This window comes from Enterobacter cloacae complex sp. 394F7, from assembly GCF_057320385.1.
Genome location: NZ_JBXWCS010000005.1, coordinates 36,117 through 50,311, shown reverse-complemented (window position 1 = coordinate 50,311; position 14,195 = coordinate 36,117). Strand labels below are relative to the sequence as shown.

General features: G+C 53.7%; 11 protein-coding genes, 1 tRNA gene and 1 pseudogene. 5 read left to right on the top strand and 8 right to left on the bottom strand.

Annotated features, from left to right (window positions below; all coding sequences use genetic code 11):
• Nucleotide 1: 1 nt before the first annotated feature.
• Together aroC and prmB are read right to left on the bottom strand one after the other, a co-directional pair.
• A complete protein-coding gene (gene aroC / locus AC2FAK_RS09165) occupies nt 2-1,087 on the bottom strand; it encodes a chorismate synthase (protein ID WP_095455048.1) in 1,086 nt (361 codons plus the stop codon).
• A gap of 60 nt (nt 1,088-1,147) precedes the next feature.
• Nucleotides 1,148-2,080 (bottom strand): 50S ribosomal protein L3 N(5)-glutamine methyltransferase, encoded by a 933-nt coding sequence (gene prmB / locus AC2FAK_RS09160; RefSeq protein ID WP_013098152.1) that lies wholly within the window; start codon nt 2,078-2,080, stop codon nt 1,148-1,150.
• A 145-nt stretch (nt 2,081-2,225) separates the two neighbouring features.
• Here prmB and smrB point away from each other — a divergent pair, with 145 nt between their 5' ends.
• A complete protein-coding gene (gene smrB / locus AC2FAK_RS09155; protein WP_013098153.1) occupies nt 2,226-2,777 on the top strand; it encodes an endonuclease SmrB in 552 nt (183 codons plus the stop codon).
• Nucleotides 2,778-2,823: 46 nt separating this feature from the next.
• On the opposite strand, the gene sixA is transcribed toward smrB, so the two are convergent.
• From sixA to AC2FAK_RS09135, 4 genes are all read right to left on the bottom strand, one after another.
• Nucleotides 2,824-3,309: a phosphohistidine phosphatase SixA gene (gene sixA, locus AC2FAK_RS09150; protein WP_014832802.1), complete on the bottom strand. Its 486-nt coding sequence runs from the start codon at nt 3,307-3,309 to the stop codon at nt 2,824-2,826.
• A 208-nt stretch (nt 3,310-3,517) separates the two neighbouring features.
• Nucleotides 3,518-5,665: a fatty acid oxidation complex subunit alpha FadJ gene (fadJ, locus tag AC2FAK_RS09145; protein WP_095455049.1), complete on the bottom strand. Its 2,148-nt coding sequence runs from the start codon at nt 5,663-5,665 to the stop codon at nt 3,518-3,520.
• On the bottom strand, nt 5,665-6,975 hold the full coding sequence (gene fadI / locus AC2FAK_RS09140) for an acetyl-CoA C-acyltransferase FadI (protein WP_095455050.1): 1,311 nt from the start codon (nt 6,973-6,975) through the stop codon (nt 5,665-5,667). Before fadI ends, fadJ begins: the two co-directional genes overlap by 1 nt.
• 226 nt (nt 6,976-7,201) lie before the next feature.
• Nucleotides 7,202-7,486, bottom strand: coding sequence for a YfcZ/YiiS family protein (locus tag AC2FAK_RS09135; RefSeq protein WP_014832805.1), 285 nt, complete (start codon nt 7,484-7,486; stop codon nt 7,202-7,204).
• Between the two features lie 372 nt (nt 7,487-7,858).
• Between AC2FAK_RS09135 and fadL the strand changes: the two genes are divergently transcribed.
• Nucleotides 7,859-9,181, top strand: a complete 1,323-nt coding sequence (gene fadL / locus AC2FAK_RS09130) for a long-chain fatty acid transporter FadL (RefSeq protein ID WP_014832806.1) — start codon at nt 7,859-7,861, stop codon at nt 9,179-9,181.
• Nucleotides 9,182-9,225: 44 nt separating this feature from the next.
• Here the strand turns inward: fadL and mlaA are convergent, their stop codons facing one another.
• Complete coding sequence (gene mlaA, locus AC2FAK_RS09125; RefSeq protein WP_013098159.1) at nt 9,226-9,978, bottom strand: phospholipid-binding lipoprotein MlaA; 753 nt, start codon at nt 9,976-9,978, stop codon at nt 9,226-9,228.
• A gap of 315 nt (nt 9,979-10,293) precedes the next feature.
• Here mlaA and AC2FAK_RS09120 point away from each other — a divergent pair, with 315 nt between their 5' ends.
• Together AC2FAK_RS09120 and AC2FAK_RS09115 are read left to right on the top strand one after the other, a co-directional pair.
• The gene (locus tag AC2FAK_RS09120; RefSeq protein WP_013098160.1) at nt 10,294-11,223 is read left to right on the top strand and encodes a formate/nitrite transporter family protein; all 930 of its coding nucleotides are present in this window, start codon (nt 10,294-10,296) and stop codon (nt 11,221-11,223) included.
• Between the two features lie 75 nt (nt 11,224-11,298).
• Nucleotides 11,299-11,370: transfer RNA gene (locus AC2FAK_RS09115), tRNA-Arg, on the top strand.
• A gap of 15 nt (nt 11,371-11,385) precedes the next feature.
• On the opposite strand, the pseudogene AC2FAK_RS09110 reads toward AC2FAK_RS09115, so the two are convergent.
• Nucleotides 11,386-12,764 (bottom strand): annotated as a pseudogene (locus AC2FAK_RS09110) (diguanylate cyclase).
• A 311-nt stretch (nt 12,765-13,075) separates the two neighbouring features.
• Between AC2FAK_RS09110 and lpxP the strand changes: the two are divergent.
• Complete coding sequence (gene lpxP / locus AC2FAK_RS09105) at nt 13,076-13,996, top strand: kdo(2)-lipid IV(A) palmitoleoyltransferase (protein ID WP_168733726.1); 921 nt, start codon at nt 13,076-13,078, stop codon at nt 13,994-13,996.
• The last annotated feature ends 199 nt before the right edge of the window (nt 13,997-14,195 follow it).

Genomic DNA, 14,195 nt, shown 5'->3' with positions numbered 1-14,195 from the left:
GTTACCAGCGTGGAATGGTGGTCGTCACATCCGCATTCTGCGCACGCTGGCGCAGGAAGTGATCCATCAACACGATTGCCAGCATGGCTTCTGCGATTGGCACCGCGCGGATCCCGACACACGGATCGTGACGTCCTTTGGTGATCATCTCAATTTCTTCACCAGAGCGGTTAATTGTGTGGCCCGGCACGGTAATGCTGGACGTTGGCTTCAGTGCGATATTGGCAATAATCTGCTGCCCGCTGCTGATGCCGCCGAGAATGCCACCCGCATGATTGCTCTGGAAGCCCTCTTTTGTAATTTCGTCACGGTTCTGGCTGCCGCGAAGCTGAACCACGTCAAAACCGTCGCCAATTTCGACGCCCTTCACCGCGTTGATGCTCATCAGCGCGTGGGCAATGTCCGCGTCCAGACGGTCAAATACAGGCTCACCCCAGCCTGGCGGTACGCCGTCAGCCACCACGGTCACTTTTGCACCGATAGAGTCGCCCTCTTTTTTCAGGCCACGCATCAGCTCGTCCAGCGCCTCCAGCTTCTCAACATCAGCACAGAAGAACGGGTTTTGTTCAACCTGCTCCCAGTCTTTAATGGCCAGCGGAATGTCACCCATCTGGGTCAGGCACCCGCGGATCACGATGCCAAATTTCTGCTGCAGGTATTTCTTGGCAATCGCCCCTGCGGCGACGCGCATCGCAGTTTCACGGGCGGAGGAGCGTCCACCGCCGCGATAGTCGCGAAAACCGTACTTTTGTTCGTAGGTGTAGTCAGCGTGGCCCGGACGGAACACATCCTTGATGGCACCGTAGTCCTGAGAACGTTGGTCGGTGTTTTCAATCAGCAGACCAATACTGGTCCCGGTGGTGCGGCCTTCAAAAACGCCTGAGAGAATTTTGACCTGGTCCGGCTCGCGACGCTGCGTGGTGTAGCGAGAGGTGCCTGGACGACGACGGTCAAGGTCGTGCTGTAAATCGGCTTCGGTGAGTTCGATGCCTGGCGGTACGCCGTCAACGATACAGCCCAGTGCCAGCCCGTGCGACTCACCAAAGGTGGTCACGCGGAATATTTGTCCAATACTGTTTCCTGCCATCACGGCTCCGATGTCGTTATTTGTGTGTGAGCGTTGTGAAACGGGCCGAAGCCCGCTGGATTAATCTTTGTAGATGCTGAAATGTTCGCGCGCGTCGAGCAGCTGCGCTTTGGTCAGCATAAAGACGCCGTCACCGCCGTTATCGAACTCAAGCCAGGTGAACGGCACATCCGGGTACTGCTCTATCAGATGTACCATGCTGTTGCCCACTTCACAAATCAGAACACCGTCGTCGGTCAGATAATCCGGTGCGCAGGCCAGAATGCGACGGGTCAGCTTCAGGCCGTCAGAACCCGATGCCAGGCCCAATTCTGGCTCGTGACGATATTCGTTCGGCAGATCGGACATATCTTCCGCATCCACGTACGGCGGGTTGGTTACGATCAGATCGTACTGCAGCGTCGGCAGGTCACGGAACAGATCGGAGCGGATAGGCGTAACATGGTGGATCAGCCCGTGTTCTTCAATGTTGTGCTCGGTTACCGCCAGTGCGTCGGTGGAGATGTCCACCGCGTCCACTTCCGCTTCCGGGAAGGCATAAGCGCAGGCAATGGCAATGCAGCCGCTGCCGGTACACATATCCAGAATGTGCTGCGGTTGACGGTTAATCAGCCCTTCGAAGTGGTTGTTGATCAGCTCACCAATCGGCGAGCGCGGCACCAGCACGCGTTCATCAACATAGAATTCGTGACCGCAGAACCAGGCTTTGTTGGTCAGATAGGCAACCGGAATACGCTCGTTCACGCGGCGGATCACACGCTCAACGATGCGGTGCTTTTCGCTGGAGGTCAGACGCGCGGTGCGCATGTCTTCCGGAATATCGAGCGGCAGGTAGAGAGAAGGCAGCACCAGTTGAACAGCTTCATCCCACGGGTTATCCGTGCCGTGTCCGTACCAGATATTGGCGGCGCTGAAGCGGCTAACCGACCAGCGCAACATGTCCTGTATGGTATGCAGCTCGTTTACTGCTTCATCGACAAAAATTTTATCCACTCTTTCCTCCAGGGCATGCTCGCATAATTTTCGGCGGCTAGTTTGCCATGAAGACGGCGATAAATCAGCAATGACGCATACCGCTTGAGGTTAAAAAATGCGTTTAGTCGGGTACACTATCGGAAATACGAGATGAGAACGACGAATGAAAAAGAAAACATCGCTCAGCGAGGAGGATCAGGCGCTTTTCCGTCAGCTCATGACCGGGACGCGTCAAATCAAGCAGGACACCATTGTCCACCGGCCGATGCGCAAAAAAGTCAGCGAAGTACCGGTCAAAAGGCTATTGCAGGAGCAGGCGGATAATAGCCACTATTTTTCCGATGAGTTTCAGCCGCTGCTTAACACGCAGGGTGCGGTCAAGTACGTTCGCGAAGATGTCAGCCACTTTGAGCTGAAAAAATTACGCCGGGGAGATTATTCACCCGAGCTGTTTCTCGATTTGCATGGTTTGACGCAGATGCAGGCGAAACAGGAGCTGGGGGCGTTGATTGCCGCCTGTCGCCGCGAACATGTGTTTTGTGCCTGCGTGATGCACGGCCACGGTAAACATGTTCTTAAGCAACAAACGCCGCTGTGGCTGGCTCAGCATCCACACGTGATGGCGTTTCATCAGGCACCCAAAGAGTACGGCGGAGATGCCGCCTTGCTGGTGTTGATTGAAGTTGAAGAGTGGCAACCGCCAGAACTGCCCTGAAAACATGGCGGGAGGCATAGTTGCTCCCGCCTTATCGCACGTCACCTCAGATTGCTTTCGCCATCCGGAGATTGCATGGACTCATTTGCCAGTTGAAGACCCCTTTGCCGGTTTCGTCGAGGGTGACGTTGGCAATGGCGGAGGTTGTAAACATCGGTGGCGTCTCGCCCGGGCACAGTTCAGATACCAGATAGCCAACCAGTGGCAGGTGGGAAATGACCAGTGCAGAAGCGACACCTTCATTGCACAGCGCCTGCAGGTAGGCACTGACAAGGCCGACATCACCACACGGCGTGAGTTCAGGGAGAACATCCACGCTGGTCGGCAGGTTCATACACTCCCCTACCACATCCAGCGTCTGTTCAGCACGCAGGAACGGACTCACCAGAACGCGTTCAATGTCCACTTTTTGACCTTTAAGCCAGTTCGCCATCTGACGAGATTCGTCGCAGCCGCAGACGGTTAAAGGACGTACTGAGTCACTGGCGGCATCGAGTGCCGCGTCGCCGTGACGCATGATAAAAACTTGCATATTGCACCGCTTTTGTTAACCAGAATCACCGACGTTAACTACCCGCGATTAATGCTTGAGGTAGAAAACCCGATGGCCGGGCATTGTGCCTGATCCATTCGGTGAATGAAACGCTGTTTTTTACCTCAATGGCGTAAGTATAGTCAATCTCTGTTTACAAAATCGCCAAATCAGATTCATTCACCGCCGGATTTACCCTTCTTTGACCTCAACTTACGAGGACAGTTTCCCTTGCTGGCCAAAATGTCTGGCCCCGTTCCGCCATCTGCAATAATTCGTCACAGGGTGTAAACCGGGGACCATACTGCGTGGCAAGACGTTGCAGAATCGCAACCACTTCACCCGCTCCGAGGGTGTCCATGTAACGGAACGGGCCGCCAAGGAACGGCGGGAAACCAATACCAAATACGGCGCCAATATCGCCATCGCGTGCGCTTTTAATCACCTGCTCACCAAAACAGCGTGCGGCTTCATTAAGCATCATCATTACACAACGTTCAGCACACTGAACGGCAGACAGTTTCGCCTGTCCGGTTGTTGGGATAAGCCCATAGACCGAAGGGTCGACCTGTTTCTTGCTTTTACGCCCTTTTGCACCGTAAAGATAGAAACCGCATTCATTTTTTCTGCCTTTGCGATCGTCCTTCAAAATTGCAGAAACAATGTTTGCAGGCGGGCTAAAACGCTCGCCATATGCGGCCTCCAGCACAGGTATAATTTTAGTGCCGGTGTCTATTCCTACCTCATCCAAAAGTTGGATTGGGCCAACGGGGAAACCAAACTTGACCAGCGCCTCGTCGACGTGTTCGATCTTCTCCCCTTCCACCAGCAGGCGCATCGCTTCGTTGATATACGGCGCCAGAATTCGGTTTACGTAGAAACCCGCTTTATCTGCCACGACGATCGGGGTTTTGCCCTGCTTTTTCGCCAGTTTCACTACCGTAGAGACAGTCTGCGGGCTGGTTGAGGCGTGTGGAATAACCTCAACCAGCGGCATTTTTTCAACCGGACTAAAAAAGTGCAGGCCAATCACCTGCTCAGGACGCGCGGCTTTCGCTGCGATATCACCGATCGGTAATGAAGAGGTATTCGAGGCGAAAATCGTGTGCGGCGCACAATGTTGCTCAACGTCTGCAACCATCTGCTGCTTAAGCGCCAGGTCTTCAAACACCGCTTCAATCACCAGATCGCGATGGGCAAAACCACGGTAGTCCGTAGTGCCGCTGATCATGGCCACGGTTTTATCCCGCTCGCTTGCCTTGATATGGCGGCGTTTAACCTTCCGATCAAGGTTCTGCCAGCTGTACTGCAGCGCGTGGTTGATCCCTTTAGGGTTGATGTCTTTGATACGTACGGGCAATTTGGCTTTGCTGGCTGTGACAAACGCAATGCCGCCGCCCATCAGTCCGCCCCCGAGAACGCCAACGGCGTTGAGCGGTGCAGGTTCCGCGTCACTGCCCGGATCTTTTTTAACGTCAGTGCTGGCAAAGAAGATGCTGCGCAACGCCTGCGATTGTGGCGTCATCGCCAGTTCACCAAAGGCTTTTGCCTCAGCGGCATAACCGCTGCTGCTACCCTGCGACAACCCGGTTTCAATCACCTCAAGAATGCGCTTCGCCGCCGGATAGTTGCCTTTGGTCTTTTGTTCGGTTTTCTTGCCCACCATGCTAAACAGCAGCGCCCGCCCCAGCGGCCCGGCCAGGATGCGCTCACGCACCGGCAGAGCACGTCTTGCCTGACGTCCCTTCAGCGCCAGCTCTACGGCGGCTTCCAGCAAAATGGAATGCGGAACGACGTCATCAACCAGCCCCGCTTTCAGCGCCTGACGGGCACGCAGCTGTTTGCCGGTTAAGATCATCTCCAGCGCTGTACTAACGCCAACCAGCCGCGGCAGACGCTGCGTTCCACCGGAGCCGGGAAGCAGCCCTAGCTGTACTTCCGGCAACCCAAGAACGGTTTTCGCGTCGCCAGTACAAATACGACTGTGACAGGCCAGCGCCAGCTCCAGCCCACCGCCCAGGCATGCACCGTGGATCGCGGCGATCGCCGGGATCGGCAGCGAATGGATCTCCGCCATCACCTGCTGCCCCTGGCGCGCCAGATCTTCCGCCTCCTGCGCGCTTTGCGCCCGGGCGATCATGTTGATATCGGCCCCGGCAATAAAGTTGTCTGGCTTTGCCGAGATAAACACCAGGCCGCGAATCGCTTTGTTCTCGCGGATCTGCTTTAACATCTCGCGCACCTGAACGCCAAATTCCGCCTTCAGGGTATTCATCTTTTCGTCGGGGACATCAATGGTAATCACAGCCACGTTATCGAGGCGAACCGTCAGATTAAATGCAGATGCCATTGCCATTATTCAGCCTCCAGAACCATTGCTGCCCCAAGACCGCCCGCCGCGCAGGCGGTGACGAGGCCAAAACCGCCGCCACGGCGACGTAACTCATGTAATGTTTGGGTGATCATCCTTGCGCCCGTCGCCGCAAACGGATGACCGTAGGCGATAGAGCCGCCCAGTACGTTAAATTTGCTTTGATCCACTTCTCCGGTGGCATGGGCGCGGCCAAGCACATCGCGAGCAAAACGTTCGCTGGCCAGTAGCTGGACGTTGGCCAGGGTTTGTGCGGCAAAGGCCTCGTGCATATCAATCAGCGTTAAATCAGCGAGGGTCAACCCTGCGCGATCCAGCGCCAGCGGCGTGGACCAGGCCGGGCCTAACAGCATGTCCTGCCAGACGTCGATCGCCGTAAATGCGTAGCTGCGCAGATAACCGAGCGGGGTAAGGCCAAGCTCTTTGGCTCGCGATTCGGTCATCAGGATCACCGCGGCAGCACCATCCGTCAGCGGAGTACTGTTGGCGGCCGTAACGGTGCCGTGTTTGCGGTCGAATGCCGGACGCAGTCTGGCGTAGTCCGCCAGCGTCGAGGTGCCACGAATGTTGTTATCTTCCACCAGCGGTTCGCGGTAAGGCGGGATATACGCGGTCATCACCTCGTCGTCCAGCTTGCCTTCCGACCAGGCTTTCGCCGCCAACTGATGGGAACGGTGAGCCAGCGCATCCTGCTGCTCCCGGGTAATGCCGTAGGTTTTGGCCATCTGCTCGGCGGTGTCGCCCATGCGCAAGCCGGTGGAGTATTCAGCCACCGCAGGTGGAACAGGCATCAGGTCACGAAGGCGTAAACGCGAGAAGAGCTTGAGTTTTTGCCCGGTGGTGCGCGCTTTATTTGCATCCACCAGAATGCGGGCCAGCTTTTTACTGACCCCTATCGGCAGCACGGAGGACGAGTCTGCCCCGCCGGCGATCCCCGCGCGAATGGTGCCCGCCATCAGGCTTTCGGCCACGTTTGCCACTGCCTGAAAGCTGGTTGCACACGCACGGCTGACGCTGTAAGCATCCGTATGCACGTTCATTCCGGTGCCAAGGACAATTTCTCGTGCAATATTGGGGGCTTCTGGCATCTGAACAACCTGGCCAAAAACCAGCTGCTCAATGACGTCAGGCGGTATTTCGCTGCGAGCCAGCATCTCCCCCACCACCATTTTCCCCAGATCGACGGCCGGTATGCCGTGAAACGCTGTCGCCTGACGCGCAAACGGCGTACGCAATCCACTGACAATGGCAATGCGGTCACCTTGTCGGGTGATAAGCGGTAATGCCTGACTCATAACATTCCCCTGTAAAAATTTTTTGCAAACATAAAGTGGTCTGACCTGATAAATAGTCTTAACCATTTTTTTACATTCAGCCAATTGGGGAAACGAAAAAATGCGAACTAAAACACAGAGAAGAAAAAAGAAAATGCCCCGAGGTAAAAACAAAACGGTAACCCAGAGGTTACCGTTTTGAGTGTTTGCACCCTCACCCGTAGGAGAGGGCATCAGGCCGCGGAGATTAACGCAGACCGAGTTGGAAAATCAGCGTTTCAGCTTCGCAGGCGAAGACAAAGTCGATATCCAGCTTCACGCCGCCGTCCACTTCCGTGAAGGTGGACTTGATTTCACACGGATCGGATTCTACGTCGCGCGCGCGCTTGCTCAGCGCCGCCAGGGTTTCTTCCGCTTCGGCACGATTGGTGAACACGCGGCTGTAAGAGGCGGTGCAATCGGAGTTGTCCATGATGGTACCAACATCCATACAGCAGCAAACCGGGGTTTCATCAGCACTGCATTTACTCATATCTCAATTTCCTCTGTATTCGCGCAGGACGCGAGACAAACACGATGCTGATATTTTACGCCCCGATGCAGACGCTCTCCAGCCGTTAATGGCGCAAAACGGGATAAGTGACCAATATCACACTAAAAAATGATCTAAAACAAAATTCGCCCTTTTGGGTGAGTCGTGATGGTCACATTTTTGCCAACCAGATCTCGTTTCAAGAAACATGTTTGAAAATATTAATAAACAAACTTGCAACATTCTAGCTGGTCAGACCTATACTCTGGCCACTGGTCTGATTTGTAAGTCATACCTCAGACCCTACACTTCGCGCTCCTGTTACGGTATGTAACAATTATTGAATAAAAATAACTCAATGAGGTTATGGTCATGAGCCAGAAAACCCTGTTCAACAAGACTGCGCTGGCAGTCGCAGTGGCAATCGTCTCTACGTCCGCCTGGTCAGCGGGCTTCCAGTTAAACGAATTTTCTTCCTCTGGCCTTGGCCGTGCGTATTCCGGGGAAGGTGCAATTGCTGATGATGCAGGAAACGCCAGTCGTAACCCTGCGCTGATCATGATGTTTGATCGCCCAACGTTCTCAGCGGGCGCCATCTTTGTTGATCCGGGTGTGGATATTACGGGCCGTTCCCCGAGCGGAGCCAGCCTGAATTCCGATAACATCGCACCAACGGCATGGGTGCCAAACCTGCACTTCGTCGCGCCAATCAACGACCAGTTTGGCTGGGGTGCATCCGTAACCTCTAACTATGGTTTAGCGACCGAGTTTAATAACGACTACGCAGCAGGAGCCTATGGCGGTAAGACCGACCTTGAGACTCTGAACCTGAACCTGAGCGGTGCTTACCGTCTGAACAGTAACTGGAGCTTCGGCGTTGGCTTTGATGCCGTTTATGCTAAAGCGAAAATCGAACGTTACGCGGGCGATCTCGGCAAAATCGTTGCGGGCTCCGGCGCACTGCCGCCGCCTCTGGCACAACAGGTTGCAGGGATCCCGGCAGACACCCAGATCGCCTATCTGAAGGGTGACGAGTGGGGCTTTGGCTGGAACGCCGGTATCCTTTATGAACTCGATAAAAACAACCGTTACGGTTTCACCTACCGTTCCGAAGTGAAAATCGACTTTGACGGCGACTACAAGAGCAGCCTGCCTTCTGCTTATAACCAGATCCTCGGCACCTTCGGCCTGCCAATGGGCACCGATGGCCGTACCACTGGCGGTTCTCTGAGTCTGCACTTACCGGAAATGTGGGAATTGTCCGGTTATAACCGCGTGGCACCACAGTGGGCGATTCACTATAGCCTGACCTACACCAGCTGGAGCCAGTTCCAGGAGCTGAAAGCGACCAACAGCAAAGGCGACACGCTGTTCTATAAAGATGAAAGCTTCCGTGATGCCTACCGCATCGCACTGGGTACCACCTACTATATGGATGACAACTGGACGTTCCGTACCGGTATTGCCTTCGATGATAGCCCGGTTCCGGCTGACAAACGTTCTATCTCCATTCCGGATCAGGACCGCTTCTGGCTGAGCGCCGGTGCGACCTACGCCTTCAACAAAGATGCCTCTGTCGATGCAGGTGTTTCGTATATGCACGGTCAAAAAGTCAGCTTCAAGGAAGGTCCGTATGAGTTCTCTTCCGAAGGTAAAGCCTGGCTGTATGGCCTGAACTTCAACTACGCGTTCTAATTCGCGCAGGGATCAAAAAAGGTGAGCATCGCTCACCTTTTTATTTATTCCGAATCGATATCTTTTAATTCGTTCTCGATTGCCTTCGCGTTTGGATTCTCTTCCGGCTTCAGCTTGCCACCATTGGCAATAAAGTCATGATTCTGGAAGTAAGCTTCACGCACCATGATGTATGGATCGGAAGACTGACGCAGCAGACCGTCGGAATCGAGCAGTTGCGCACGTGTTTCAATCCCTTCTACCGTCCATTTACCAATCGACAGCGGCCAGGTCAGCCACGAAAGAACCGGATACAGCGTATCCACCATATCACCGCCATCATCACGCACGGTGAAGCTGCCATAGAACGGCAGATGAACGTAAGGGCCGTAACCGACGCCATAATGACCCAGCGTACTCCCGAAGCGGTGCGGCTGTTCACGCTGCAGTTTCGGGTTCGCCATGCCGGCGACATCGATAAAGCCCCCCATCCCCAGCAGGGAGTTCAGGAAGAAGCGAGTAAAGTGCACCATCCCCTGATACGGATCGCCTTGCAGGAAGTAGTTGACCATCACCGCTGGCTCTTCAAGGTTACTGGTGAAATTGCTCAACCCGTTACGCGCAGGCTGGGGAACATAATCACGCCATGCAACCGCCACCGGGCGAACCACATACGGATCCAGCACGTTATAGTTGAAGCTATACATTGAGCGGTTAAATCCTTCGAGAGGATCGGAGCGTCCCGTTTGCTCCCCGGAGCTGGCGCAGCCCACAAGCATCGTCGCGCCCAGCGCAAGCGCCGACAGCCGAAGTTTCATAAAATTCTCCCTGTTCAGTATGGCTATCGTTGATTGCCATCCGTAACGGAGCATTTGATGCTCCGTCTGTAAACGTGCAAGTGATTGTATCAGCACGTTTACCGATGTCTATGAGCACAATTACGGGCAGTAACCACCGTCACTCTGATCTCAGCATAGCCTGGCTTTTAGAATTCGTTTCGCTGGCAATTTTATAATGGCTTTGAATGAGATGTCTCACCTTTGTTGCCATTACCCTCACTTTAAGAGCATCCCCACGGGCAATTTGTTAAAAGCCGCTACGCTTAAAAGAAAGAACACCCAACTGGAGCGGTTATGAAAGACGTGGGCGAAGAGAAAATTGGCGAGAGCAATGAAGAACTTGAAATTGAGAGCGAGGAAAAAGAGCGCGGTGAAAAGATAGAGATTGATGAAGATCGCCTTCCCTCCCGCGCGATGGCGATCCATGAACATATCCGTCAGGATGGGGAAAAGGAGATGGAGCGCGATGCCATGGCCCTGCTGTGGTCCGCTATCGCGGCAGGCCTCTCGATGGGGGCATCGCTACTTGCGAAGGGCATTTTCCATGTGCAGCTTGAAGGTGTACCCGGTGGCTTTTTGCTGGAGAACCTGGGCTACACCTTCGGCTTTATCATCGTCATTATGGCCCGCCAGCAGCTTTTTACTGAAAACACGGTCACCGCCGTTCTGCCGGTCATGCAAAACCCGACCCTGGGTAACTTTGGCTTACTGATGCGTCTGTGGAGTGTGGTCTTGCTGGGCAACCTCATCGGCACGGGTATCGCCGCCTGGGCGTTTGAATATATGCCGATATTTGATGAACCCACCCGGGATGCGTTTGTGAAAATCGGTATGGATGTGATGAAAAACACGCCCGTGGAGATGTTCTCTAACGCCATTATCTCTGGCTGGATTATCGCGACAATGGTCTGGATGTTCCCGTCTGCAGGCAGCGCCAAAATTGTGGTAATCATATTAATGACGTGGCTGATTGCGCTGGCCGACACCACCCATATCGTGGTGGGTACTGTAGAAATCCTCTATCTGGTGTTTAACGGCACGCTTCACTGGACCGATTTCTTCTGGCCATTTGCACTACCCACGCTTGCGGGCAACATCTGCGGCGGAACCTTTATTTTTGCGCTGTTGAGTCATGCCCAGATCCGTAACGACATGTCTAATAAGCGTAAAGCCGAGCTGAAAGCGCAGGAAAATGATGAAAAGTCGGCAAATAAATCGGCCTGAATGGTGACTCTTTGAGCAGTCGGGCGGCAATGCGCTTAACGCAAAGTGTAAATAACGGTATACTCGTGCCGCCTCGTCCCCTTAGTTAAATGGATATAACGAGCCCCTCCTAAGGGCTAGTTGCAGGTTCGATTCCTGCAGGGGACACTTTGATAGTAAACATCACTGCGCTTTCCATAACTCCACGCAGTTTCGCCCCCGTCGTTTTGCCCATACAACGCCTCATCCGCAGCCTGAATCAGACGTTCGTAGTCAGGATGACCATTAAACATGGCCGCCCCAATCGAAAGCGACAACGGTATCGGCTCGCCTGTCGGGGAATGAATCTTAATTTTTTCCACGCGTCGGCGGATCCGCTCGGCAATGCGCAGGGTATCGGCTTCGGTGATTTCCGTTAGCACAATCAAAAACTCATCTCCGCCGTAGCGGAAGACATAGTCACAGGTGCGAACGTTGTCATAAAACGCCCCGGCAACCTTTCTTAATATTTCATCTCCCGTGTTGTGCCCCCAGGTATCGTTGATTTGCTTGAACTTATCGACATCAATAAGTAACACCGACAGCGGCGTACCAGAACGACTTGCCTGGGTAATTTCACGTTTAAAAATGGTTGGCAGGAAGCGACGGTTGAGCAGACGCGTGAGCACATCCACGCCCACCTCGTGCCGGGCTACCTCATCAAACAGCTCATGCAGCAGGGTCACGATTTGCGAGAAGGTCGTTCGCGTCAGCCGCAAAAATTGCACCTGCCGCAGTCTGTCGTGAAGGGCATCGTCTGTCTGACGAACGTCATGAAAAGCCGCGTCGAACTCCTGGATAAGACGAGAGATATGCCCTGCTTCGGCAATACCACTGAAGTAGTGACGTCCCTTATGACTGAACCACAGCCCAAAGTCGGACTGCCCGAGCGGCCGGCTGTTGTCGATGCTGGAGTCCAGCATCACTTTATAAAGCAGCGACAGTTCCCACGTCAGCAATGCGGCGGTCTGCCGCTCCTTCTCAACTTCTGCATTTTCCATCAGCGAGAAGATTCGATAGTTCTCGTCCTCTTTTGCCGCATTGTTCTCGCTGAAGACATAGGCGCGCGACATCACCTCCATTGCCAGATCAATGCTGTTAATGGCGTAGTGATAGATGCTTAACTTGGTCTCAGAAGGGTGTGGTGTGGCATTAATAAGGGGTAACAACAGCTTTTTCAGGATCCGAAAACCCATCTCAACCAGGTCGACTGATATACCTATTCGGGCGTGAACATCGGCGGCGCGCTGCTGAGCCCGCATCTGTTCATCAACCTGTTCAACCCGGCAGGAGAGAACATCAACAAGCCAACGGCGCAGCGCTTCCTGCAGCTGCCTTTCAACCTGCTCAGTGGTCAGAAACTCCGCTGCATGAGGGTCGGCCAGGACCACACGATAAAACTCCGTAATCAGACCAGAAGCATGATCGCTGGCCAGTTGCGCAGTAAGTTGATGAACGAGGGGATCCGTTTCATTGATTAACTGAATCCACTCATCCCTTACGGTTTGTAAATAGGTTTCCATTTACACCCTCCAGGGGAGATCGTTAGCTTGTCCGACGGGAATTAAGCGCCCGGATTCACCGTCTGGCATGCGTGATAATCAACAACAGCAACAAAATCAACACCCTTTCCAGGTGCCGCTTTTTTAATCAAAAACGAGTAATAGCACATATCGTATAACGGTGCTACATTACGCCGCCCACCCAACGTCAGCAGTGGTCAGGCAACGCCGTAAAGATCGGTAAAGCCTGCAACCATGACCTTGTCCAACGGTCTAATTGGCACGTGGTATCGCTTTATGCGTTACTTTCAAAGGCTTTACATAGGTTCACTATTTTGTCTCAATCCCACTTCAAACGTGCGTTTTTACACCCGCGTTACTGGTTTACATGGTTTGGTCTTGGCGTACTCTGGCTTCTGGTTCAACTTCCTTATCCTGTGATCCGCGTACTGGGCTCCAGGCTCGGCAGCGTGTCCCGCCACTTCCTCAAACGTCGTGAATCTATTGCCCGTAAAAATCTCGAACTGTGCTTTCCCCAGTATAATGCGCAGCAGCGCGAAACACTGATTGCCGAGAACTTTAAATCTATCGGCATGGCGTTGCTTGAAACCGGCATGGCCTGGTTCTGGCCTGATGAGCGCGTCCGCAAATGGTTTGACGTGGAAGGTCTCGAAAACCTGAAACGCGCGCAAATGCAAAACCGTGGCGTGATGGTAGTTGGTGTCCACTTTATGTCGCTGGAGCTGGGCGGCCGAGTAATGGGGCTTTGTCAGCCGATGATGGCCACCTACCGCCCGCACAACAGTCCGCTGATGGAGTGGGTACAAACCCGTGGTCGCATGCGTTCCAATAAGGCGATGATCAGCCGTAACAATCTGCGCGGTATGGTCGGCGCCCTGAAGAAAGGCGAAGCCGTCTGGTTTGCACCCGATCAGGACTACGGACGTAAAGGCAGCAGTTTTGCGCCCTTCTTTGCGGTTAAAAATGTCGCCACCACCAACGGCACGTTCGTGATTTCGCGTCTGTCAGGCGCCGCAATGCTGACCGTGACAATGGTAAGAAAGGTTGATAAATCTGGCTATCGTCTGCACATCTCTCCGGAGATGGCAAACTATCCGGAAAATGAATGCGAAGCCGCAGCGTTCATCAATAAAGTTATCGAGACCGAAATTATGCGCGCGCCGGAGCAGTATCTGTGGATGCATCGCCGTTTCAAAACGCGGCCGCATGGCGAAGCGTCTCTCTATATTTAATGTGGAGAAAGGTTAGTTTCGCTAAGAAACTAACCTTTTCAATCACCTGTAATCACCCTGAGTAATTGTCTTTTCTTGCCGTCGCTCAACGTGGATTTATTGCGCTCTGAAATCAAACTGTCGCCGTTCCACGACACCCGTAAGTTACGGAAAGTATTTAAAAAAATGCCTCTTGTCACCCCTCATTTTTAGGCGTACA